The sequence below is a fragment of the Bradyrhizobium septentrionale genome (assembly GCF_011516645.4).
Lineage (GTDB): Bacteria > Pseudomonadota > Alphaproteobacteria > Rhizobiales > Xanthobacteraceae > Bradyrhizobium > Bradyrhizobium septentrionale.
Genome location: NZ_CP088285.1, coordinates 9,247,642 through 9,268,053, shown reverse-complemented (window position 1 = coordinate 9,268,053; position 20,412 = coordinate 9,247,642). Strand labels below are relative to the sequence as shown.

20 protein-coding genes are annotated in these 20,412 nt (G+C 63.9%); 12 read left to right on the top strand and 8 right to left on the bottom strand.

Annotation, left to right across the window (positions count from 1 at the left end; genetic code table 11):
• Nucleotides 1-7: 7 nt before the first annotated feature.
• Genes HAP48_RS46560 through HAP48_RS46550 form a run of 3 tightly spaced genes read left to right on the top strand, consistent with a single transcriptional unit; the run spans nt 8 to nt 4,957 of the window.
• Entirely contained in the window at nt 8-1,339 is a 1,332-nt protein-coding gene (locus HAP48_RS46560; RefSeq protein WP_166207137.1) for a glycosyltransferase, read from the top strand.
• Nucleotides 1,311-3,488: a type I secretion system permease/ATPase gene (locus HAP48_RS46555; protein ID WP_166207133.1), complete on the top strand. Its 2,178-nt coding sequence runs from the start codon at nt 1,311-1,313 to the stop codon at nt 3,486-3,488. Before HAP48_RS46560 ends, HAP48_RS46555 begins: the two co-directional genes overlap by 29 nt.
• Nucleotides 3,488-4,957 (top strand): HlyD family type I secretion periplasmic adaptor subunit, encoded by a 1,470-nt coding sequence (locus HAP48_RS46550; RefSeq protein ID WP_166207130.1) that lies wholly within the window; start codon nt 3,488-3,490, stop codon nt 4,955-4,957. Before HAP48_RS46555 ends, HAP48_RS46550 begins: the two co-directional genes overlap by 1 nt.
• 65 nt (nt 4,958-5,022) lie before the next feature.
• On the opposite strand, the gene HAP48_RS46545 is transcribed toward HAP48_RS46550, so the two are convergent.
• Entirely contained in the window at nt 5,023-6,207 is a 1,185-nt protein-coding gene (locus tag HAP48_RS46545; RefSeq protein ID WP_166207127.1) for a GNAT family N-acetyltransferase, read from the bottom strand.
• 143 nt (nt 6,208-6,350) lie between these two features.
• A complete protein-coding gene (locus tag HAP48_RS46540; RefSeq protein WP_224496858.1) occupies nt 6,351-6,782 on the bottom strand; it encodes a hypothetical protein in 432 nt (143 codons plus the stop codon).
• A 181-nt stretch (nt 6,783-6,963) separates the two neighbouring features.
• Here HAP48_RS46540 and HAP48_RS46535 point away from each other — a divergent pair, with 181 nt between their 5' ends.
• The 4 genes from HAP48_RS46535 (at nt 6,964) to HAP48_RS46520 (ending at nt 11,360) form a co-directional block, all read left to right on the top strand.
• Complete coding sequence (locus HAP48_RS46535) at nt 6,964-7,194, top strand: hypothetical protein (RefSeq protein ID WP_166207121.1); 231 nt, start codon at nt 6,964-6,966, stop codon at nt 7,192-7,194.
• Nucleotides 7,195-7,322: 128 nt separating this feature from the next.
• Complete coding sequence (locus HAP48_RS46530; protein WP_166207118.1) at nt 7,323-8,771, top strand: caspase family protein; 1,449 nt, start codon at nt 7,323-7,325, stop codon at nt 8,769-8,771.
• A gap of 71 nt (nt 8,772-8,842) precedes the next feature.
• Entirely contained in the window at nt 8,843-10,867 is a 2,025-nt protein-coding gene (locus HAP48_RS46525) for a pyrroloquinoline quinone-dependent dehydrogenase (protein ID WP_166207115.1), read from the top strand.
• 199 nt (nt 10,868-11,066) lie between these two features.
• A complete protein-coding gene (locus HAP48_RS46520; RefSeq protein ID WP_166207112.1) occupies nt 11,067-11,360 on the top strand; it encodes an HdeA/HdeB family chaperone in 294 nt (97 codons plus the stop codon).
• A gap of 81 nt (nt 11,361-11,441) precedes the next feature.
• On the opposite strand, the gene HAP48_RS46515 is transcribed toward HAP48_RS46520, so the two are convergent.
• The 3 genes from HAP48_RS46515 to HAP48_RS51010 all read right to left on the bottom strand — a co-directional run bounded on the left by HAP48_RS46515 (nt 11,442) and on the right by HAP48_RS51010 (nt 13,604).
• Nucleotides 11,442-11,903 (bottom strand): PaaI family thioesterase, encoded by a 462-nt coding sequence (locus tag HAP48_RS46515; RefSeq protein WP_166207109.1) that lies wholly within the window; start codon nt 11,901-11,903, stop codon nt 11,442-11,444.
• A 155-nt stretch (nt 11,904-12,058) separates the two neighbouring features.
• Nucleotides 12,059-13,087: a tetratricopeptide repeat protein gene (locus HAP48_RS46510; RefSeq protein ID WP_166207106.1), complete on the bottom strand. Its 1,029-nt coding sequence runs from the start codon at nt 13,085-13,087 to the stop codon at nt 12,059-12,061.
• Nucleotides 13,002-13,604, bottom strand: a complete 603-nt coding sequence (locus HAP48_RS51010) for a winged helix-turn-helix domain-containing protein (RefSeq protein ID WP_166207103.1) — start codon at nt 13,602-13,604, stop codon at nt 13,002-13,004. The genes HAP48_RS46510 and HAP48_RS51010 overlap by 86 nt, the downstream gene beginning before the upstream one ends.
• A gap of 113 nt (nt 13,605-13,717) precedes the next feature.
• Here HAP48_RS51010 and HAP48_RS46505 point away from each other — a divergent pair, with 113 nt between their 5' ends.
• Both HAP48_RS46505 and HAP48_RS46500 read left to right on the top strand, forming a co-directional pair.
• Entirely contained in the window at nt 13,718-14,677 is a 960-nt protein-coding gene (locus HAP48_RS46505) for a Bug family tripartite tricarboxylate transporter substrate binding protein (RefSeq protein ID WP_166207100.1), read from the top strand.
• A 37-nt stretch (nt 14,678-14,714) separates the two neighbouring features.
• The gene (locus HAP48_RS46500; protein ID WP_166207097.1) at nt 14,715-15,728 is read left to right on the top strand and encodes a methyltransferase; all 1,014 of its coding nucleotides are present in this window, start codon (nt 14,715-14,717) and stop codon (nt 15,726-15,728) included.
• A gap of 89 nt (nt 15,729-15,817) precedes the next feature.
• Here the strand turns inward: HAP48_RS46500 and HAP48_RS46495 are convergent, their stop codons facing one another.
• The gene (locus HAP48_RS46495) at nt 15,818-17,308 is read right to left on the bottom strand and encodes an amidase (RefSeq protein WP_166207094.1); all 1,491 of its coding nucleotides are present in this window, start codon (nt 17,306-17,308) and stop codon (nt 15,818-15,820) included.
• Between the two features lie 196 nt (nt 17,309-17,504).
• Here HAP48_RS46495 and HAP48_RS46490 point away from each other — a divergent pair, with 196 nt between their 5' ends.
• The 3 genes from HAP48_RS46490 to HAP48_RS46480 all read left to right on the top strand — a co-directional run bounded on the left by HAP48_RS46490 (nt 17,505) and on the right by HAP48_RS46480 (nt 18,343).
• A complete protein-coding gene (locus tag HAP48_RS46490; RefSeq protein ID WP_166207091.1) occupies nt 17,505-17,636 on the top strand; it encodes a peptidylprolyl isomerase in 132 nt (43 codons plus the stop codon).
• 74 nt (nt 17,637-17,710) lie between these two features.
• Nucleotides 17,711-18,013: a hypothetical protein gene (locus HAP48_RS46485; RefSeq protein ID WP_166207088.1), complete on the top strand. Its 303-nt coding sequence runs from the start codon at nt 17,711-17,713 to the stop codon at nt 18,011-18,013.
• Between the two features lie 99 nt (nt 18,014-18,112).
• On the top strand, nt 18,113-18,343 hold the full coding sequence (locus HAP48_RS46480) for a hypothetical protein (protein WP_166207085.1): 231 nt from the start codon (nt 18,113-18,115) through the stop codon (nt 18,341-18,343).
• 75 nt (nt 18,344-18,418) lie between these two features.
• Here HAP48_RS46480 and HAP48_RS46475 read toward each other — a convergent pair whose 3' ends face one another.
• Together HAP48_RS46475 and HAP48_RS46470 are read right to left on the bottom strand one after the other, a co-directional pair.
• Nucleotides 18,419-18,625: a hypothetical protein gene (locus tag HAP48_RS46475; RefSeq protein ID WP_166207082.1), complete on the bottom strand. Its 207-nt coding sequence runs from the start codon at nt 18,623-18,625 to the stop codon at nt 18,419-18,421.
• 260 nt (nt 18,626-18,885) lie between these two features.
• Nucleotides 18,886-20,015, bottom strand: a protein-coding gene (locus HAP48_RS46470; RefSeq protein ID WP_166206328.1) for an IS3-like element ISRj2 family transposase whose coding sequence is annotated in 2 segments (ribosomal slippage) — nt 18,886-19,763 and nt 19,763-20,015 — 1,131 coding nt in all. Because the reading frame shifts where the segments join, the coding sequence is not laid out codon by codon here.
• Nucleotides 20,016-20,412 lie beyond the last annotated feature (397 nt).

The following is a 20,412-nucleotide window of genomic DNA, read 5'->3' as shown; positions in this document are numbered from 1 at the left end:
GATTGTCATGCGCATTCTTTTCATCCACCAGAATTTTCCAGCGCAGTTCAGGCACATTGCTCAGCTCCTGAAGCGCTCCGGCGACCAGGTCCTGGCGCTTTGCGACAGCCGCAACACGAAGCCGGAAATCGTGCCGGTCCGGCGCTACCGTTTCAATGACGCGAATGTCGGCAAACCCTCGCCGCTGGCGGCTTCCTTCTCGCAGCACGTGGTGCGGGCGCGGCACGCCGCCGATGAGATGCTGAAGTTGCGAGAGCAGGGGTTCGTGCCCGATCTGGTTTTCGGCCATGTCGGCTGGGGCGAAACGCTGGCGGTCCGCGATGTCTGGCCGTCTGCAAGGCTCGCCGTCCATGCCGAGTTCTACTATTCGGCCGACGGGGCGAATATCGGTTTCGATCCCGAGTTTCACTCGACGTTGTCATTCAACGAGCGCTTTGCCGCGCGCCTGAACAATGCGCCGATCCTGCTCGCGATGACGGACGCCGACGCCGCGGTGGCTCCGACGCAGTGGCAAAAGATGCGATACCCCTCGCATCTGCAATCCAAGATCCAGGTGCTGCACGAGGGCATCGACACCGACATGGTGGCGCCCGATCCGGCGGCGACCTTTGTCCTGCCGAACGGCCGGTCGCTCGGCCCGCAGGATGAAGTCATCACCTTCGTCAACCGCAATCTCGAGCCCTATCGGGGCTATCATATCTTCATGCGATCGCTGCCGGCGATCCTCGAAGAGCGGAAGAACGCCCAGGTCGTGATCGTCGGAGGCGACGGCGCCTCGTATGGACCGAAGCCGAGGGATGGCCGCAGCTGGAAGAACATCTTCCTGGAAGAGGTGCAGGATTCGCTGCCGCTCGATCGGGTGCATTTTGTCGGATCGATTCCGTACGACAGGTTTGTTGCGCTGATGCAGATTTCGAGCGCGCACCTGTATTTGACCTATCCGTTCGTGCTGTCGTGGTCGATGCTGGAGGCGATGAGCGCCGGCGCGCTGGTGATCGCCTCGAAGACGGCGCCGGTGGAAGAGGTGATCGTCGACGGTGAGAACGGTCTGCTGGTCAATTTCTTCGATTCAGAAAAGCTTGCCGAACTGACGATCGAGGCGCTGGCCGCGCCGTCGCAGTTCCGGGGCCTGCGGGAGGCCGCGCGCCGCACGATCGTCGATCGGTACGACCTGAAGCGGCGCTGCCTGCCGCAATGGGCGGAATTTGTCCGCCAGTTCGATCCGGCCAGACGCGGCAAGCCGGCAAAGGACGGCGTCGGGCGCGTCCTTGGTGTTGAGAACAATATTGCGGTTGTAACAAGGGATAGTCATGACGTTGCAATCAGCAATCCCCGATAACGACGACGCTCCGGCGTCGGTCGAGAAGGTTGATACCGGCCTGTATTCCGTGGCTTTGGTGGCGGGCTATTTCCGCATCGCCGCCGATCCCCGGCAACTCGGTCACGAGCTCGGACTGGCCGGGCGGCTCGCTGAGTCCGCGGACCTCGTTGCGGCCGCAAAGCGCCTGGAGTTGAAGGCGCGCTGGATCACCAACGCCACGGTGAAGCGCCTCACCAGCTGTCCCTTGCCGGCCATCATCGGACTCAAGGAAGGCGGCTTCCTGGTGCTCGCGCCGGGCGGCAAGGCCGGCCAGTTCCGTCTCGCCGATCCGGTGCGCCGCAGCAGCGCCGAGGTCGATCTCGAGCAGTTGGCCCAGCAATGGGACGGCAATATCGTCCTGATCACGCGGCGGGCCGGCGGCGCCGGCGTCAATCCGAAGACATTCGGCTTCAACTGGTTCCTGCCGTCGATCTGGCGCTACCGGCGCGTGCTCTCGCATGTCTTGCTGGCATCGTTCTTCGTGCAGATATTCGGCCTGATCACGCCACTGTTCTTCCAGCTCGTGGTCGACAAGGTGCTCGTTCACAAGGCCATGTCGACACTGATCGTGCTGGTCGTCGGGATGGTGTCGCTCGGCCTGTTCGAGGCGACGCTGCAATATCTGCGGACCTATGCCTTGAGTCACACCACCAACCGCATCGATGTCGAGCTCGGGCGGCGGCTTTTTCATCATCTGTTCCGGCTTCCGATCGCCTATTTCGAGACCCGCGCAACCGGCCAGACGATCGCGCGCGTGCGCGAGCTCGAGACCATCCGGAACTTCCTAACCGGCCAGGGACTGACGTCGCTTCTCGACCTGTTCTTCACCTTCGTCTTTGTCGGCGTTCTGTTCCTCTATTCAGTGCCCCTGACGCTCGTGGTGCTGGCGACGCTGCCGCTCTACGTGCTGATCGCGGGCCTGATCCGTCCGTTCCTGCGCGAGAAGATCCGGGAAAAATTCAATCGCGGCGCGCGCAGCCAGCAATTCCTGGTCGAGTCGATCGTCGGCGCCCTGACGCTCAAGGCGGCGAGCGTCGAGCCGATCATGCAGGCGGAGTGGGAGGACCGGCTGGCCGCCTATGTCCGCACCTCCTTCGAAGCGTCGATGCTGGGCTCACTCGGACAGAACCTGATCCAGTATGTCGGCAGGCTCACCACGGCGATGATCCTGCTGTTCGGGGCGCAAGCGGTGATCGCGGGGTCGATGACCGTCGGCGAACTGATCGCCTTCAACATGATCTCGAGCCAGGTGCTGCAGCCGATCCTGCGGCTGTCGCAGCTGTGGCAGGATCTGCAGCAGGTTCAGGTGTCGGTCGAGCGCCTCGGCGACATCCTCAACACGCCGGTCGAGCCGATCCCGGCGAGCCTGCCGACCCTGCCGCCGCCGAAAGGCGATATCGAGTTGCGCGACGTGTCGTTCCGCTATCAGCCGGGCCGTCCAGAGGTTCTCCGCAACATCTCGCTCAGGATCAAGGCCGGCGAGGTGATCGGGATCGTCGGGCCTTCGGGCTCGGGCAAGTCGACCCTGACCAAGCTGATCCAGCGGCTGTATTTGCCGGAGCGCGGTCAGGTCTTGCTTGACGGCGTCGACGTGGCGCAGCTCGACCCAAGCTGGCTGCGCCGGCAGATCGGCGTCGTGCTGCAGGAAAACCTGCTGTTCAACCGCACCATCCACGAGAATATCGCGTTGGCGAATCCGGCGATGACGCGGGCGCAAGTGATGCACGTTGCGCGGCTGGGCGGCGCGGACGAGTTCATCGGGGCGCTGCCGCAGGGCTACGACACGATGATCGAGGAGCGCGGCAGCAACCTGTCGGGCGGACAGCGTCAACGCATCGCCATCGCCCGGGCGCTGGCGACCAACCCGCGGATCCTGATCCTCGACGAGGCGACCAGCGCGCTCGACTACGAGAGCGAGCGCATCATTCAGAACAACATGCGCGCCATCACCAAGGGACGCACCGTCATCATCATCGCGCACCGGCTCGCCGCGGTGCGGCCATGCAGCCGGATCATCGGCATGTCGGACGCCAGGATCGTCGAACAGGGAAATCACGACCAACTGATCGCAAACAGCGGCAGCCTTTACGGCCGTCTGTGGTCGATGCAGAATGATTGGACAAAGTGATGGGCAAGGAAGTCACACCGGCTCGCCAGGTTCTTTTTCCATTCAAGTCGGACGTTCGCGGCGCCGACCGCGAGTTCCTGCCGTCCGCGCTGGAGATCCTGGAAACCCCCGCGTCGCCGGTCAAGGTGGCGCTGATGCTCACGATCTGCGCCTTCGTGGCGGCCGCACTCGCCTGGTCGGTTTTCGGCAGGCTGGACGTGCATGCGGTGGCGCTCGGCAAGATTGTGCCTTCCGGACAGACCAAGTTCATTCAGCCCTTTGATCCGGGCACGGTGGTTTCGTTGTCGGTGACCAACGGAATGCGCGTCGAGGCCGGACAGGAGCTGATGGCATTTGATGCCGCCGAAGCCGAGGCCGAGGCCAGGCGGCAAAGCGAGGCGGCGAGCGCGCTTCGCGCAGAGGTCGCCCGCCGCAAGGTGGCGATCGATCAGGCGAAGGCCTGGCCGGGCAGGCCGCTGTTCCCGGTGGCAGACGTCGAATGGCAGGATGACGTGCCGCCTGCGTTCCGCAGCCGCGAACATCGTGTGCTGGCGGCGGATCTTTCCCAGCTTGCCGAGACCATCGGGACGCTGGAGAAGCAGATCGCGCAGAAGCACGCGACCCGCGAACGCCTCAACATGAGCATCGCCTATCAGACCGAGCTGATCAAGACGCTGCAGGACCGCGTGGCGGTTCGCGAGGCATCGCTCAAGCTCGAGGTCGGCACCAAGATCAATCTGTTCGATGCGCTGGAGTCGCTGGACAAGTCCCGCTCGTCGCTTGCCAGCGACAAGGGCCAGCTGCTCGAGACCGAGGCTGCGATCGTCGAGCTGCGCGGCGAGAAGGACAAGGATCTCGCGACATTCATCGCCGACAACAGCACGAAGCTTGCCGATGCCGAGAAAAAGCTCGACGACGCCGTGCAGCAATATGCCAAGGCCAGCACCAAGCTGGCCCGCACCAAGCTGCTTGCCCCGACCTCCGGAACCGTGCAGGCGCTTGCGGTCACGACGCTCGGCCAGGTCGTCACGACCGGCCAGCAGCTTCTGACCATCGTGCCGGATGGTGGGCGGCTGCAGGCCGAGGTCTATGTGTCGAACACCGATATCGGCTTCATCAAGGTCGGCCAGGACGTCGTGGTCAAGGTCGACACGTTCCCGTTCACCCGCTTCGGCTCGCTGCATGGCAAGGTCATCAACGTCGCCAACGATGCGATCGACGAGCAGACGGCGCGGCGCCAGCAAGCCAACCCCACCAGCACCGTGAATGCGATGGCCAACACGCCGGGCGCTCCCGGGCAGCCGCAGAATTTTGTGTTCCTCGTCACGGTGGCGCTGGAGGAATCGGCGATGAAGATCGATAACGTGATCATACCGCTCACCCCGGGCATGACCCTCACCGCGGAAGTCAGGACCGACGACCGCCGCATCATCAGCTATCTGCTGTCGCCGCTCACCAAGGTTGCCTCCGAGGCATTCAGGGAACGCTGAGCGCCTCGCTCCGAGGCCGTCGCGCGCAATCTTTCGACCCGCGGGCTGGTGCAAGCGGCGTCGTGCTATCCGGGCGTTGCGCGCCGTTGGCGGATCCACCTGACAGCGTCACGCGCGGCTTCGTAGCCGTGCCTGTGGATGTTCAGCGCGCCGTGAATGGCCGGTAGCAGCGGATCGTGGCGTCGCAGCGGGAGCAGCACGTCGCCGATTGCGAAGCGGCCGCGCCAGATCGGATCGATCATGGGGTGGCCGGGAGCTGCGGTGGAATCGGCCGAATTGATCGCGGGGTCGGCGCAGAGGTGCCGCGTCAGCTCCAGCGTCAATTGCGCGCCGGGCGAATGCTTCGCAAAGCGCTCGTCGATGCCGATCTTGAAGAAGAAGGCGCGGTCCTGGTGGCGCACCACGATGCCGCCTGCGACCGGTGTCGCGCCCGCATACAGCGTGAGGATCTCGCAGCGGCCGGCTTCGGCCATTGCCGACGTCGCGCGGCGGATGAAGGCCTCATCGCCGGCGTGCTGGCTGAGCGCCGTGCCGCGCCGGCCCTTCCAGCCGCCGGCTTCGAGGACAAGGAAGGTCTCAAGCGCGGTGGCAACTTCGTGTGGCGTGCGTGCGACGTCGAAGCGCACCGCGCCATGGTCGGCGAGGCGTTGACGCTGGCGGCGTAGCTCCTTCAGCTTCTTAGGCCCGAGCGCGTCGCGCAGCAATTGGTCGGCATCGCGCGTCGCATCGAGCTGCGCGCGCTGATAGGCGCTGAGCAGGCGCGGCTGCAAACCGTCCCGCGCGAGCACCGCGCGGATCGCGGCCATGGCCGGGCCCTCCAGCGACATGGTGCGGAGGATCAGCGCATGCGCGCCCGCATCGCGTGCCTGCTGCAGCATCTTGCCGACCGCCTGCTCGGCGGCGTCGCGGTCGAGCAGCGGCGTGCACAGCGTGCCATAGGGCTCGACGCCGACCAGCGCGGGCAGGGGAATGCGATAGATCCGCCGCATCGGGACGACCGGCAACAGCCCGATCAATTGCCCGGCATCGCCGGTGGCGCTGAGCAGCGACGCGCCGGTGCGACCGCGCGCGGAGGCATCGACCGCCAATTCCCAGTCCGGCTGGTAGTAGCCATTGGCCTCGATCGTACGCTCGGCCAGCACGCGCCATGCACCGACCGGCGCGCCCGACAGCGGCGGCAGCACATGCCTCTCCGTGGCATCGTCACGCGATGCACGGCGGATCATTGCCTGGTCAGCAATATCGGCCACGTCCCTGTTTTCCCCGGTGCGCGAGCCTGATCGGCCTGCGTTCGTCAGGGCAACGCTAGCGGAAAGAAATGGAAAATGCCGTTGAGGCCATCAGGCAATTTGAGCGGTCAGGTTAACCGCGCATTCAGCATGGCGCGGGCGGCTCACGGTTTGGCGTTTTGTTGCGCTTGCACCGCAACGGCGCTGTCGACCGGTTCGTAATTCTCGGTCAGGCAGTTGTCGTCGGCCTCCACCTGCCGGCGATCGAAGATCGCGCCACCATTGATGAACACGCGATAGGTCCGCGTCCCGAGCGGCTTGCCGATCACCGATGTCAGCTCGGCCTGCACGCAGGCCGTCCAGCCGGTGCCGCCGGGGTCGTGCAGCGGGGCGGAGACCCGCACATGGGTCGGCTGCGAGCCGGCGGTGAACACCGAGTCCAGCTTGCTCGCGACCAGCCGTTTGACATCCGGAGGCGCCTCGAGCGGCGCCGGCTCGGTGGACTTGACCTTCAATATCTCCGGCCACACCGCGTGGCTGCCCGCCAGCCCGCAGCCACTCAACATAAGGGCGGCGCCGGCCAGCAGCGCCGCCACATGTACCTGTCTCTGTCCCATGGAGCTAATTTAATGTGCCGTCGCCCAGATTGCGCCCCCCTGGTGACGCTGAATTCGCGCCACGCGGCGCTTTGTCGATCAACAAATGTCGAGAGACAAGTTATGTTTGGGGTGGCGGTATTGCCGGATGTTTCTGCGGCCGCGGGGGAGAGAGACTGACATGAAAAGCTTCACGGTTGCTGCCGTCATTCTGGCGCTGGTCGCGACACCAACTCTGGCCCAGGGCCGGCGAGGGGGCGGGGGCGGTGACGCGAAGACCGAGCAGAAACCAAAGGTCGACGAGAAGGCCTACAAGGCCGCGCTCGATCGGATCCCCGAGCCCAAGGAGAAATACGATCCCTGGGGCGTCACCAAGCCGGCCGCCGATCCAGCCAAGAAGCCGAAACAGTAAGCGCTCGTTGGGCCCCGCGACAGTTCCGCAGCAGAACCGGCGTCGGGCGGCCGCCCGTTGCCGCGCGTAGCTTGAACCTTGGTTTGACGGCTTTCGACCCATTTCCGACGTCACCGCCGGAGGCCGCCATGTTTCGCCGTTCGTTGCTCAGCCTGATCGTTCCGGCTGCGATCCTGCTCGGCACCGTACCGGCATTGGCGGAAAACCGTCTGGCGCTGGTGATCGGGCAATCGGCCTACAAGTCCGTGCCCGCACTGCCCAATCCGGCCAACGACGCCAGCGCCATGTCGCAGATGCTGACCGATGCCGGATTTGCGGTGACGGCGGCGTCTGATCTGTCGCAGGACGAGATCCGCGGCCGGATCAGCGACTTCGCCGGACAAGTGGCGGCGAAGGGCGCCGACACCGTGGCGCTGGTGTTCTATGCCGGGCATGGCCTGCAGATCGACGGCGAGAACTATCTGGTGCCGGTCGATGTCGATCCGAAGCGCGAGGCCGACATCCCGATCCAGGCGGTTCGCCTCAACGACATCCTGAACACGCTGACCTCGGTGCCGAGCCGGATGCGCATCGTGCTGCTCGATGCCTGCCGCAACAATCCTTTCCCGGAGTTCAGCAAGACCGCAGGCCACGGGCTTGCCATCGTCGATGCCAGGGTCGGCGCACCCGGTACCTTCGTGTCGTTCTCGACGTCGCCGGGCGCGGAAGCCGAGGACGGCAGCGGCGCCAACAGCCCGTATACGACCGCGTTGCTGGCCTCGGCCAAGGAGCCGGGCATTGCGATCGAGGACACCTTCAAGCGCGTTCGCCTTGCGGTGTACAAGGCGACCGACGGCCGCCAGACACCATGGGACTCCTCGTCGCTCACCGACGACTTCCGCTTCATCGCAGATCCGGCTTCGGCGACGCCCGCGGCCGCGCCGCAACCCGCCGCCGCCAAACGCACCGTCGACGAATGGAAACGCGAATTGCAGGGCAAGCCGATCGAGGCCGCAAACGAGTTGATCGTGGTCGACGGCACCGACGAATCCTATGAAGCCTTCGCCGCGGTCTTCGCCGGCACGCCGCGCGGCCTGCAGGCGCGCAACTGGCTCGACCGGCATCGCCGCATGGTGGCGTGGAATGATGCCATTCTCGCCAACACGGCGGCGGCCTATCGCGGCTTCCTCGCGCAATATCCTGACACCGACCTTACAGCCACCGCGCGCAAGATGATCGAACGGCTGCGCTATCGTCCCGATCTGACGCCGGCCGCTGCGGTCAGTGTGCCCGCGACCAATGTCGCGCTGGCGGCGCCGACCTGTCCCTGCAACGCCGCGCCGCCGCAGTTGCAGAAGGCCGATGCACCGGCCAAGAAGGGTGTCGGTAAGCGCGTCGATCCCGATCCGCCACGGCGCGCAGGCAAGCGCCCGCCGCGCGTGGTGGTCGAGGACGACGTCGTAGTGGTGCGCCGTCCGCCTCCTGCCGTGGTCTACGAGCCTGTTGGGCCGCCCGTTGGAATCGGAATTGGCATCGGCGGCGGTCGTGGTGGCTATCGCGGCAATGATGGCGGCGGATATCACAGGGGTGGATACTGAGGCGCCGATCGCGTAAAGGCTTTCCCGCTTGAGATGCAGCGCCTAATGATCGCATCTCGCGGGAGGACGCAATGCGGTCGTTGTTTCGCCTGGTTGCCGCAGTGGTGCTGTGTACTCGGCCGGCGCTCGCCTGGGAATATTGGGGCGGTGACCGCGGCGGACAGCGCTTCTCGCCGCTGACCCAGATCACGCCAGACAATGTCGGCACGCTGGTGCGTGGCTGGGAATTCCGCACCGGCGATCTCGACGCGCGCCCGCCCGAGGTCATGAAGCGGACCAAGTTCGAGGTGACGCCGCTCTTGGTCGAGGACAGCCTGATCCTCTGCACGCCGTTCAACGAGGTGATCGCGCTCGATCCCGGCACCGGTGCGCAGAAATGGCGGTTCGATCCGAAGATCAGCATGGCGCAGCGGCCTGCCAACCGCTTCGTCTGCCGCGGCGTCGCGCACTGGACGGATGATCGGGCGGCTGACGGCGCGGCCTGCAAGTCACGCATCTTCACCGGCACCAATGACACGCGCCTGATCGCGCTCGACGCCAGAACCGGCAAGCCTTGCGCCGATTTCGGCAACGCTGGCGAGATCAAGATCGACGCCGGCATGAAGCTGGCATGGCCGGGCGAGTTTCAAATCACGTCGGCGCCGGTGACGGGACGCGGCGTGGTGGTGGTCGGCTCCGCGATCGGCGACAACCGGCGGGTCGATGCGCCGCTCGGCGCGGTGCGGGCCTTTGATGCGCGGACCGGCCAGCCGCGCTGGACGTTCGATCCGCTGGTGCATGACGGGATCGAAGCCGGTCACAGCAATGTCTGGGCGCCGATGTCGGTGGACGAGGAGCGGGGCCTGGTGTTCCTGCCGACGACATCGCCCAGTCCCGATTTCTGGGGCGGCAAGCGCCCCGGCAATGATAAGCACGCCAATTCCGTCGTCGCGCTGCGGATCGAGACCGGCGAGCTCGTGTGGGCATTCCAGACCGTGCATCACGACGTCTGGGACTACGACCTGCCGGCGCAGCCGACATTGGCGCGGATCGACACCGGTTCTGATATGCGCGACGTCGTGATTCAGCCGACCAAGCAGGGCTTTGTGTTCGTGCTCGATCGCGACACCGGCAAGCCGGTGTGGCCGGTCGAGGAGCGCGCGGTGCCGCAGAACGGCGCCGACGGCGAGCAGTTGTCGCCGACGCAGCCGTTCCCGACCCACGTGCCGCCGCTGCTGACGCAACGCATCACGGCCGATGATGTCGCCGGATTGCTGCCGGGCATCGGGAGCTCGGCCTGCGAGAAGCTGCTCGCCCAATCCCGCAACGAGGGCCTTTACACGCCGCCGTCGACGCAAGGCACGATCGTCTATCCGATGACCGGCGGCGGTGTGAACTGGGGCAGCGCAGCGTTCGATCCTGTCAACCAGGTCCTCTACGCCAATGTCAGCCATGCGGCGCATATCATCACATTGATCCCGCGCGACCAGGCCAAGGGCTTCGATCCGCCGCCCGGACATGATTTCGGCCAGCAGGAGGGCGCGCCGTTCGCGATGTCGCGGGCGCTGGCGAAGTCGGCGGTTGGATCGCCGTGCAACAAGCCGCCGTGGGGCGAGACGGTGGCGGTCGATCTCAAGGCTGGCAAGATCCTTTGGCATTCGACGGTCGGCACCAGCGAGGATCTCGCGCCGCTCGGCATCGCGCTCGATACCGGCACGCCGCTGGTCAATGGCGTCGCGATCACCGCAGGCGGGCTGGTCTTCACCGGCGCGATGGATGCCTATCTGCGCGCGTTCGATGCCAGATCGGGCCGGCTGTTGTGGCTCGGCCGGCTTCCGGTGCCGGGCGTCGCCAATCCGATGACTTATCTCTGGAAGGGCGAGCAATATGTCGTCATCGGCGCCGGCGGCCATTCCGAAGCCGGCACATCGGTCGGCGACAGCGTGGTCGCGTTTCGCCTGCCGCGTCAGGGCGAGGGTGTTTCGCTTCTCGCGCGATTGATCGATCGTCCCGGCGGACGGTTTGCCGCGAAGGCAGTCGCGACCGGTGCGGTGCTGATCGTGCTTGTTGGGTTGTTCCGGCGCTGGCGCAGGAGGCGTCGCGTCAAGGTCGTGTAGCTCGACTGCGCGTTCGGTGAGGCGTCACATGACAAATCGGCGACACGGCTTCTCACTCCGTGCACCGAAACGACGTGCAGAACGATCTGCGCGATGCCATGCTTGCGTTCGCTGCAATGCTTCGCTTACGAGGTCGCGAGCGGATGCGCTGGGCTTCCGGCGACCTGTTCATTTCAGATCATTGCCCATGGAGATTGCGATGAAGTTCACTGCCTCGATCATGCTTGCCGCCGCGCTTGCGCTGTCGTCCGCGCCGGCCAAGGCCACCGTCCTCGATCTGTCGACCATGACCTGCAAGCAGTTCGTCGAAGGCGGCGACGATACCATCAAGATGGTGCTGATCTGGATGGACGGCTGGTACAAGGGCGATTCCGACGAGGCGATCATCGACACCGATGTGTTCGTCGAGAACGCAAAGAAGTTCGGCACCTATTGCGGAAAGAATCCGACCATCAGCATCGTCAATGCCGCCGAGGCCGTTCTCGGCAAATGACGTTTCTTTGAGCATAATCCCGCGCGAACGCCTTGCGTTTGTCGCGAGGGAGAACCGCTTCGCACTTTTCCGGATTGTGCTCTATCCCGGCAGCATCGCGAATGCGCTCGACACCATTGCCACCGGCTTGTTGTCGGTGGCGGAGAGCAGCGTGACGCGACCGAAGCTCATGGTCCGGCCGAGCCGGACCACACGGGCGTCAGCCAGCACATCGGACGCGGTCGCCGCGCGCATGAAATGCGTGGTCTGGTCGACCGTCGTCATCGGACGATAGCCCTTGTTGGCCGCGAGATTGGCGAGCACCATCGCGGTGTCGGCGAACGCCATCAGCGCTTGGCCGCAGACGATGCCGCCCTGGCGGCACAGCCGCTCGGAAAACGGCATGCGCAGGATGGCGCCGGGCTGCCAGTCGGCACCGCCACCGGCGGGCGGCGCAAAGTCGAACTGCTCGATCGACAGATTGAGGTCCTGCACCCATGGCGCAAAGACGTCGCCGAGCACGCGTCGCGCGTCGTCGATCCCGAATTCACCGGCCTGCTGCATGACGTCCCGTTTCCTCCGCTTGGTTTCTTGCTTGCTATTTATTGCCTAGTGCTTGTACCCATTTTTAATCACGCTGCACTTGACGTCTGCTATGCACTCGACTGCGGCCGGGAAGCGCACATGGCCTGACTTCGCTTGTGGGCTGTGCGCCGACACTAACTGCAAGTAGCGAGTTGGCTCCACGCCTGTGCCATTGGATCGAAAACGGCAGGGTTTTTTCGTACGGTGACCGACCACACCGGCATCGTGAACGTCGGGTCTAGGTTCAAAACACGTTCGGCGGCCGATCTCGCCTCTTCGATGCGACCGAGCCGGACCAGGGCGACCGTGAGAAGGACTTGCGGCACGCTAAATGAGGGATTGGCTTCGACGGCGCGAGCCGCTGCCCTGAGCGCCTCGTCAAAACGGTTCGCATGGAGTTCGGTCACCGCGATCGCCATGTGAGCAATCAGTGTATCGAACGGGCTAACCGTAAGGGCATGTTGCGCCAGTTGCAGCGCAATTTTGCCATCGCCCATGAACGCATGTGCAAACGCACTGTTCCCCAAGGCAACGACATTCGAAGGACTGATCGACAGTGCCCGGTGAAACACCTCGAACGCGTCACTGAAGTCAGGGTCGGCGAACCAGATCACCAGACCGGCAGCACCGAGCGCGGTCGCGTCGTCACTTCTCGTCGCAGCGCGAGCATAATGGACGGCGGTGGCGCGATCTGCCTCGTTCAATCCACCGCGGCTGAATCGTATCTGAAAACATCGCGCCAACTGTGCCTGGGCCGCCGAATAATAGGGCTCCAGCACCAATGCCTTCTCCAAGAGCGGAATGGCTTCACCAGCGCCCGTCGGCATGGTTGTGCGCATCGAGGAGAGTGCCCGCAACACGAGGTCATAGGCGTCGAGACTGTTGGGGCGCTCTCGTCGAACGCGGCTGATCTCGACCTTGCGTAGATTCGGTTCGAGCGCTCCGATCAGGCTCATCGCAATGGCATCCTGAACCTCGAAAATATCATCAAACCGGCGATCGTACCGTTCGGCCCACAATGCGACTCCCGTGTCGGACTCGACCAACCTCGCCGTGATCCTTAAGCGATTGTCGGCCTTACGTACGCTCCCCTGCACGAGATAGCGGCACCCCAGCTTCCGCCCGATACTCGCCAGGTCGCCGGAGCCGGCTTCGAACAGCAAGCTCGACGTGCTGCCGACCACCGATAGACCGGTGATACGGGACAGTCCCGTGATGATGTCCTCTACGATACCGTCGGCGAAGTAATCTTGGCTGGAATCCCCACTGAGATTGGCGAACCGCAGCGGCGACCGTGGTCCCGCGCGCCGGGGCGTCTCCGGAGCCCGAATACGCCGGCATGTCGGGACCATTCTCGAGCCCTACCAGGCGATAGCCTCGTCCCGGAACGGTGACGACGTAGCTGTGACCGTCACTTCCGATTTCGAGTGCCTTGCGCAAAGTGGACACATGCACCTGGATCGCGTTCTCCTCCACCACGCGGCCCGGCCAGATTTTTTCCATCAGGCGATCCTTGCTCACGACCTCGCCTGGGACCGAAGCCAATTCGCAGAGGATATCGAGCGCCCGGCTTGAGAGTTTGACGGGCTGTCCCGAACAGGTCAACCGCCGGTCGACAAGACCCAGCGCAAACGTTCCAAATCGAACAGTGTCTCGATCCGGTTTCGGATTGAACGCCATGCCTGTTCAGAACTCTTCAGACCCTGAAACAAGGACCTTAAGGGTATCGCTTCGTAGTGTCCATCGAGCCCGACAAACTGCCGTGCCGGCGGTCGGGACGAGGAGGCTCCGTCATGCGCACCACGCATTTGGCTCTGGGACTGCTGACCACAATCGCTCTGTCGTTTACCGCGCTTCCGGGCAACGCCCAGTCGTGGCCGACCCAGGTCGTGAAGATCATCACGCCATTTCCGCCTGGCAGCGGTGGCGACGTCACCGCGCGTCCGCTCGCCGAAAAGCTCGCGAAGCGGTGGGGGAAGCCCGTCATCGTCGAAAATCGTCCAGGTGCCGACGGCATCATCGCCGCGACCGCGGTGCTCAACTCGAACGATGGACATACTCTCCTCTACACGAACGGGGGCCCGCTCACGAGCAACCTGCTCGCGCACGCGGGCAGCCTTGCGTACAATCCCGACGATCTGCTGCCGGTTGCGGCCGCCGCCGAAGTCTACGTAGCGATAGGGGTGCCTGCTTCCCTGGCGACAAGCTCGCTGTCCGAATTTGTTGCGCAGGCGCGACTGAAGAAGGGGCAGTTCAATTGGAGCGGAACTCCCGGCAGTCTGGACTATCTTGTGCCGGGATTTTTGAAGCGCGCCGGCATCGATCTGCCGCGCGTCCCATACCGAGAGGTGAGCATGGCGATGCAGGACCTCTCGCAAGATCGACTCCAATTCTATGCTGCTGCCCTCGCGACCCAGTTGCCGATGGCGCAAACCGGCAAGATCAAGATTATCGCGATCACGAATAGTCAACGATCACCCTTCCTGCCGGACGTTCCCACGGCGCGCGAGTCGGGTTTCCCGGAGCTCGAGTACGAAGCGTTCCTTGGCTTTTTCGTGCCCCGCGGGATGTCGGCGGAGCTACGTAAACGCATCGGCACCGACCTGCACGCGATCGACGCGGACGGGGACTTGGCGGCACGCTTCAATGCGATCGGCATGCGGTTACACGTCACCACTGCTGCAGAACTGCAAAAGATCGTCACGGACGAGCGCGCGGCGCTCGCCCGTTACACCCAGGCGGTGCCGCGATAACGGACGCGCAATGCACCGAGACAGGAGAAATATCCCCATGACCCGCGAGCATCCGCGTACCGATCGGCTTTTCGAGATCGGTAGCGCCTATCGACAGGCGAAAGTTTTACTGAGCGCGGTCGAACTCGGAGTTTTTTCGGAACTCGCAACCAGCCCGCTCGATGCGGGGGATCTTGCCAGCCGCATTCAGGTTCACGGTCGCGCGGCTCGCGACTTCTTCGATGCACTCGTCGCGACTGGTCTGCTGACGCGAGACGACAAAGGGCGATATCGCAATACCGAGGAGAGCGATTTTTATCTCGACCGAGCGAAGCCGACTTATCTCGGCGCCAGCTTCGATCAGTACAACCGCCGCGAATACGCCTTATGGGGATCGCTGACGCAGTCGCTACAGACCGGCAACCCGGCGGCCGAAACGCATGGCCAGGATCACTTCGGGTCATTGTACAATGACGCAGCGAGATTCCGGACCTTCGTCACTGCAATGACGTCCGGCAGCTTGCTCGCCGCTCAAGGTATCGCTCACCAGTTCCCCTGGGAGAACTATCAGACACTTTGCGATGTCGGCACCGCTCAAGGATGCCTACCGGTCCAGGTTGCTGTGGCGCATCCTCACGTCCGCGCGATCGGATTCGATCTTCCGATTCTGCGCTCGGCATTCGAGGAGTACGCGGTCGAACGCAACGTCGCTGACAGGGCGAGTTTCGTGGGAGGCGATTTCTTCAAGGATCCGCTCCCTCAGGCCGATGTCATTGTGTTGGGTCGCGTCCTCCACAATTGGGACCTTGAAGCCAAGAAGATGTTGCTGGACAAGGCGTATCAAGCGATCCGGAAAGGTGGAGCTGTCATCGTCTATGATATGCTGATCGACGACGACCGGCGCACAAGCACAACCGGCCTGCTCTCCTCTCTCAACATGCTCCTTTGGACGGCGGGAGGGTTTGGATATACGGCGACGGATTGCACCGGCTGGATGCGTTCGGCCGGGTTCGCAAAGACGATGGTTCGCGACCTTCCAGGTGGCAACTCCATGATCATCGGTGAAAAATAGCCGGCGCTCTGTTCGGTGCCCGCCCAGGTCGTTTTCGACGGATTTGAGCCGGGATGGTCCCTTGGCTGATGTCCGCTGCGCCCCAAAAGTTATGGGGCCGCACCCCAGTTGCCTGTGACATGCACGCCAGGCCGCTTGCCGTCATTCCACTTGCCGTCGATGGCCCGTTCGATCTGGGCGGCGAGCTGCAGCAGAAGCCCGTCATCGGCCTGCTTTCCGATCGCCTGGATGCCGAGCGGCAGGCCGTGCTCGTTGGTTGCAAGCGGCAGCGAGATCGCCGGGATGCCGCACAGATTGGCAAGCGGCGTGAAGGCGAAGTTGCGCCAGAGATTGCCGAACCAGTCCAGCACCGACGGATTGTCGCTGATGGTGAGATATTCCGTGGTGCCGACCTTTGGCGTCGGCAGCGCCGTGATCGGCGTCAGGATGATGTCCCAATCCTCGAAGAAGGCGCCGAAGCCGCGCGCCGTCGTGTTGAAGGTTGCCTGCATGCGGGCGCGATCGGCGAAGCTAAAGTGCCTGCCATGCTCCCAGATCCGGATATTGATCGGCTCGATTAACTCCGCCGGCGGCCGCTCAAGTCCGCGTGCGGCGAGCATGTTGCTGATCACAACGGCGAAATTGCTGATGTAGCAGGTGGTCTGAGCTGCGAAGGCTTCTTGATAGTCGATCGATGGCAGTGCGTAATCGACCTGATGGCCGAGGCCCTCGAGGAAGCGTCCGACCCGCGCGAGCTCGGCTGTGATATGCGGCGTCGCGCGATAGTCGCCCCAGCTGTGCGACAGCGCGATCCTGAGCCGGCCGGGATCGCGCGCAATCATTGCCGTGTACGGCTCCGGCGACGTCCAGAACGGCATGAATTCGCCGGGCGCCGGGCCGCGGCAGGCATCGACGAAGACAGCGGTGTCGCGCACCGTGCGCGACTGGCAGCCCTGGATCGAGACCAGCCCTGTGAGATCGGACAGATGCGGCGCGAGCGAGAACACGCCGCGCGACACTTTCAATCCGATATTGCCGTTGACGCCGGCGGGAATCCGGATCGAGCCGCCGCCGTCGGTCGCATGCGCGATCGGCACGGCGCCGGCGGCAACCATCGCCGCGCTGCCGGCGGACGAGCCGCAGGTGGTGTAGTCGGTGTTCCAGGGATTGCGCGTGACATACACGGCGGGGTTTTCGGCCGAGCTGCAGACCCCGAACTCCGGCGTGGTGGTGCGGCCGATCAGATTGAGGCCGGCCTTGCGCAGCTTCGTCGTCAGGAAGGTATCCGCCGCCGCGCGATTGCCGCGCATCATCAGCGAGCCCATCTCCTGCAGCCGTCCCTTCAAGGTCGGGCCGAGATCCTTCATCAGGAAGGGCAGGCCGGCGAACGGTCCGTTGAGATCGGCGCCGTCGCGTGCGGGATCGGCGATCACGTCGTCGAACAGCTCGACCACGCCCGACAGCGCGGGATCGACCTTGGCGATGGCGGCGGCGGCCTGGGACGCTAGCTCCCGCGGCGTCAGCTCGCCGTTCCGGACGCGCTCGGCGAGCGCCGTTCCGTCGTGCCGCGTCCATTCGTCCCAGCTCATCGCCAAAGTCATTTGATCGATTCCTTTTCTGCTTTGTTGCGCAGTGTAATTTGCGCGGCCGCCCGGTCAAACCGACGCGCGTACGAGGCGCTCCGGCACGCGGGCGCTGCTCTCCGACGCGCGTGCGCGGCGCTGCAAGCGCCGTGCCCGGCTTGAAAATGCCCCAGTTCTATAGCCCAATTGCCCCTCGTCAGTGGTGGGGGCATACATGTTCCGCAGGTTGGCGATGCTGGGCGGCGTGATTGCGATCGGGCTTGCGCTGAGCGGTTGCACGCGCTGCGGTCCGATCTGGGACGACTGGATGCAGTCGCCGAAATCCTGCAAGTCAGACCATCTCTAGGGCAGGAGTAGGCGCGCTTGGCGGCGGCTTTCTTGCGGTGATATACCGCTGCCGAAAATGCAAGGAGCGTTGCTATGAGAGTTTTGTGCGCGGTTGCGGTTGCGGTGCTGCTGTCGGCGCCGGCCTATGCGCAAATGCCGAACGTCAACCTGATGCCCGAGGTCAAAAGCAAGACCCAGGAGGAGAAGGATCGGGACGCGGTCAACGACAAGGCCTACAAGGATTCGCTCAGCAAGATTCCCGACGCCAAGGGATCGTCCGATCCCTGGGGGGTCGTGCGCAGCGACGCGCCGAAGGCGGCGGCCCATCCCGCCAAGCCGAAGACCAAGACCGGAAGCTCCGCGCAGCCCGCAAGCTCGGCGCAGCGCAGCCAGTAGCGCCGGTTCGGGCCGGGCCTAGTCCATCTCCCGCAGACTCGGAATCTCCTGACGCGGTGCCTATATTGGGGCGTCGTCAGTTGGTCCGGAGTTGCGGCAATGGTGTTTCGTCCGCGCGATCTTGCCAGCCGGATGGCCGAGCGGCGCAAGCCGGATGACGGCTATCTGCGCGAGACCTTCAGCCTGCCGCGGGATCAGGCCCGCCTGCGGGCGCGTGACTTTCTCAAGCGCTATCCGAAGGCGGCCTATATGAGCGCCGTCGAGAGCTGGCGTGAGCTGCCTGGCGGCGACATCGAGTTCACGATGCGGCGGCTGGCCAGCGCGGATTAGAGCGTTTTCGACGCCGGTTCGCGTGAAGAAAACGCGTCAAGACAATCATCCGGCGCTTGCCGGATAGACTGCGCCTCAATCGGAATCGCTGCGTCCGCGGGTCCGTCCCCGCCCGACCTTGTTCAGCTCGCGGTCGATCCGCAGCTGCACCCGGCGGATTGCCAGCAGGTCGAGTTTCGCCTCGGTCTTGCCCGTGAAGATCCGATCGCCGATCTGGAAGCGCCATCTCCAGACGCCGGCCACCAGCTGCGTGACACTGAATTCGACGCCCCTGTGGATCATCTGGACCGGTTCCGCAATTGAAAGGCGGTCTTCGAATCTTAAACTGAAAGTTGTATCAATAACAAATGCCCGTCAAACGGTAATGTGCATCGCGCCCATTCGCTCTTCGTTGTGAGAGCTGGCGCCGGTTGTTTGGACAGCGCCCCGCGGGATTTAAGTGGATTCCTGCCGGGTTATGCTGAACGCGGGGCCTTACGATTTTGTCGTTGCGTCGGGAGGGCGTAGCCCGACCAGAGCGACGACAAAATCGTCGGCGACGGTCATGCGGCGATCACCATAGCTTGCGTGCCGAAGTAAGCCTCGTCGGGCGTGCGCCCGTCAAGGCTCGAGTGAGGGCGTCCCTGATTGTAGAAGGCCAGATACTTGGCAATTGACGCTCGCGCCTCGGACACGCTGTCGTAGGCGCGGAGATAAACTTCTTCGTATTTGACCGTGCGCCAGAGCCGCTCGACAAACACGTTGTCGCGCCAGGCGCCCTTGCCGTCCATGCTGATGGCGATCTTCGCGTCCAGCAGCACATCGGTGAACTCGAGGCTGGTGAACTGGCTGCCCTGGTCCGTGTTGAAAATCTCGGGCCTGCCGTGCTTCGCCAACGCCTCCTGGACCGCTTCGACGCAGAAGGCCGCCTCCATTGTGATCGAGACGCGATGGGCCAGGACCCGTCGGCTGAACACATCGACGACCGCCGCGAGATAGACGAAGCCACGCCGCATCGGAATGTAGGTGATGTCCATTGCCCACGCCTGGTCGGGCCGCTCGATCTTCAATCCGCGCAACAGGTACGGGTAGATCTTGTGACCCGGTGCCGGCTTACTCGTGTTCGGGCGACGATAGACCGCCTCGATCCCCATGCGCTTCATCAGCGTCGCGATGTGGCGGCGACCGGCGTATACGCCCTCCCGCCGCAGCAACGATCGCTGCATACGCGCTCCCGCGAAGGGATAATCGAGATGCAGCTCATCGAGCCGACGCATCAAGGCAAGGTCCTCGGCCGAAACTGGCCGAGGTTCATAGTAGACCGTGCTGCGAGCCAGCTTCAGGACCTTCGCCTGGCGCACGATAGAAAGATCATGACCGCGGTCGATCATCGCTTTGCGCTCAGCAGGCCCGCCTTGGTGAGCGCGCCGGACAAAAAATCGTTTTCCAACGCCAGCTCGCCGATCTTGGCATGTAACGCCTTCAAATCGACCGGCGTCTCGGCCGACGCCTTGTCATGCCCAAACACGCCGGCGGCGCCTTCCAGGAGCTGGTTTTTCCAGATCGTGATCTGGTTCGGATGAACATCAAACAGTTGCGCCAGCTCCGCCAGCGTCTTGTCGCCTTTGACCGCAGCCAAAGCAACCTTCGCCTTGAATGCCGGAGAATGCATCCGGCGGCTCTTCTTCGTCATCTTCGCTCCTGATTCGCGGCAAGAATCCTCGCCGCTGTCAGGCAGAAAATCCACTCAAGCTACTGTCCGAATTTGCGGAGCCAGCTCTGTGGACCCTGGAAGAGGATCCGTCCGCCAGCCGCATCGCCTGCCTCGCGACGCGCAGGTTGCGCCGGCTGGATGCGCCAATATTACGAACACTGAGCGGAACCTTGAGTCTTCCTGAAGGCTACGTAGTTTTTTCGGGGGTCAGGAGAGGTACTAAGGTATTATGCAGATTGTGCCAAACCCGTTATCCGGCACCGTCGGGCCTGCCGGTAACTTGTTGATTATCCGAGCGACGCGCGGCGTGTGTGTGGCCATCCGTCGCAGGAACTTTGTTCTCGCCCGGAGAACTACGGAAATGCGGCCGGCCATC

Bases quoted from the DNA above. Each gene is read 5' to 3' on its own strand.
- HAP48_RS46555 (WP_166207133.1), top strand. From the start codon at position 1,311: ATGACGTTGCAATCAGCAATCCCCGATAACGACGACGCTCCGGCGTCG.
- HAP48_RS46515 (WP_166207109.1), bottom strand. From the start codon at position 11,903: ATGCAGCAGGCCGGTGAATTCGGGATCGACGACGCGCGACGCGTGCTC.
- HAP48_RS51010 (WP_166207103.1), bottom strand. From the start codon at position 13,604: ATGGCGTTCAATCCGAAACCGGATCGAGACACTGTTCGATTTGGAACG.
- HAP48_RS46475 (WP_166207082.1), bottom strand. From the start codon at position 18,625: ATGATCCACAGGGGCGTCGAATTCAGTGTCACGCAGCTGGTGGCCGGC.
- HAP48_RS46495 (WP_166207094.1), bottom strand. From the start codon at position 17,308: ATGACTTTGGCGATGAGCTGGGACGAATGGACGCGGCACGACGGAACG.
- HAP48_RS46485 (WP_166207088.1), top strand. From the start codon at position 17,711: ATGAGAGTTTTGTGCGCGGTTGCGGTTGCGGTGCTGCTGTCGGCGCCG.
- HAP48_RS46530 (WP_166207118.1), top strand. From the start codon at position 7,323: ATGTTTCGCCGTTCGTTGCTCAGCCTGATCGTTCCGGCTGCGATCCTG.
- HAP48_RS46520 (WP_166207112.1), top strand. From the start codon at position 11,067: ATGAAGTTCACTGCCTCGATCATGCTTGCCGCCGCGCTTGCGCTGTCG.
- HAP48_RS46480 (WP_166207085.1), top strand. From the start codon at position 18,113: ATGGTGTTTCGTCCGCGCGATCTTGCCAGCCGGATGGCCGAGCGGCGC.
- HAP48_RS46505 (WP_166207100.1), top strand. From the start codon at position 13,718: ATGCGCACCACGCATTTGGCTCTGGGACTGCTGACCACAATCGCTCTG.
- HAP48_RS46500 (WP_166207097.1), top strand. From the start codon at position 14,715: ATGACCCGCGAGCATCCGCGTACCGATCGGCTTTTCGAGATCGGTAGC.
- HAP48_RS46550 (WP_166207130.1), top strand. From the start codon at position 3,488: ATGGGCAAGGAAGTCACACCGGCTCGCCAGGTTCTTTTTCCATTCAAG.
- HAP48_RS46490 (WP_166207091.1), top strand. From the start codon at position 17,505: ATGTTCCGCAGGTTGGCGATGCTGGGCGGCGTGATTGCGATCGGGCTT.
- HAP48_RS46525 (WP_166207115.1), top strand. From the start codon at position 8,843: ATGCGGTCGTTGTTTCGCCTGGTTGCCGCAGTGGTGCTGTGTACTCGG.
- HAP48_RS46535 (WP_166207121.1), top strand. From the start codon at position 6,964: ATGAAAAGCTTCACGGTTGCTGCCGTCATTCTGGCGCTGGTCGCGACA.
- HAP48_RS46560 (WP_166207137.1), top strand. From the start codon at position 8: ATGCGCATTCTTTTCATCCACCAGAATTTTCCAGCGCAGTTCAGGCAC.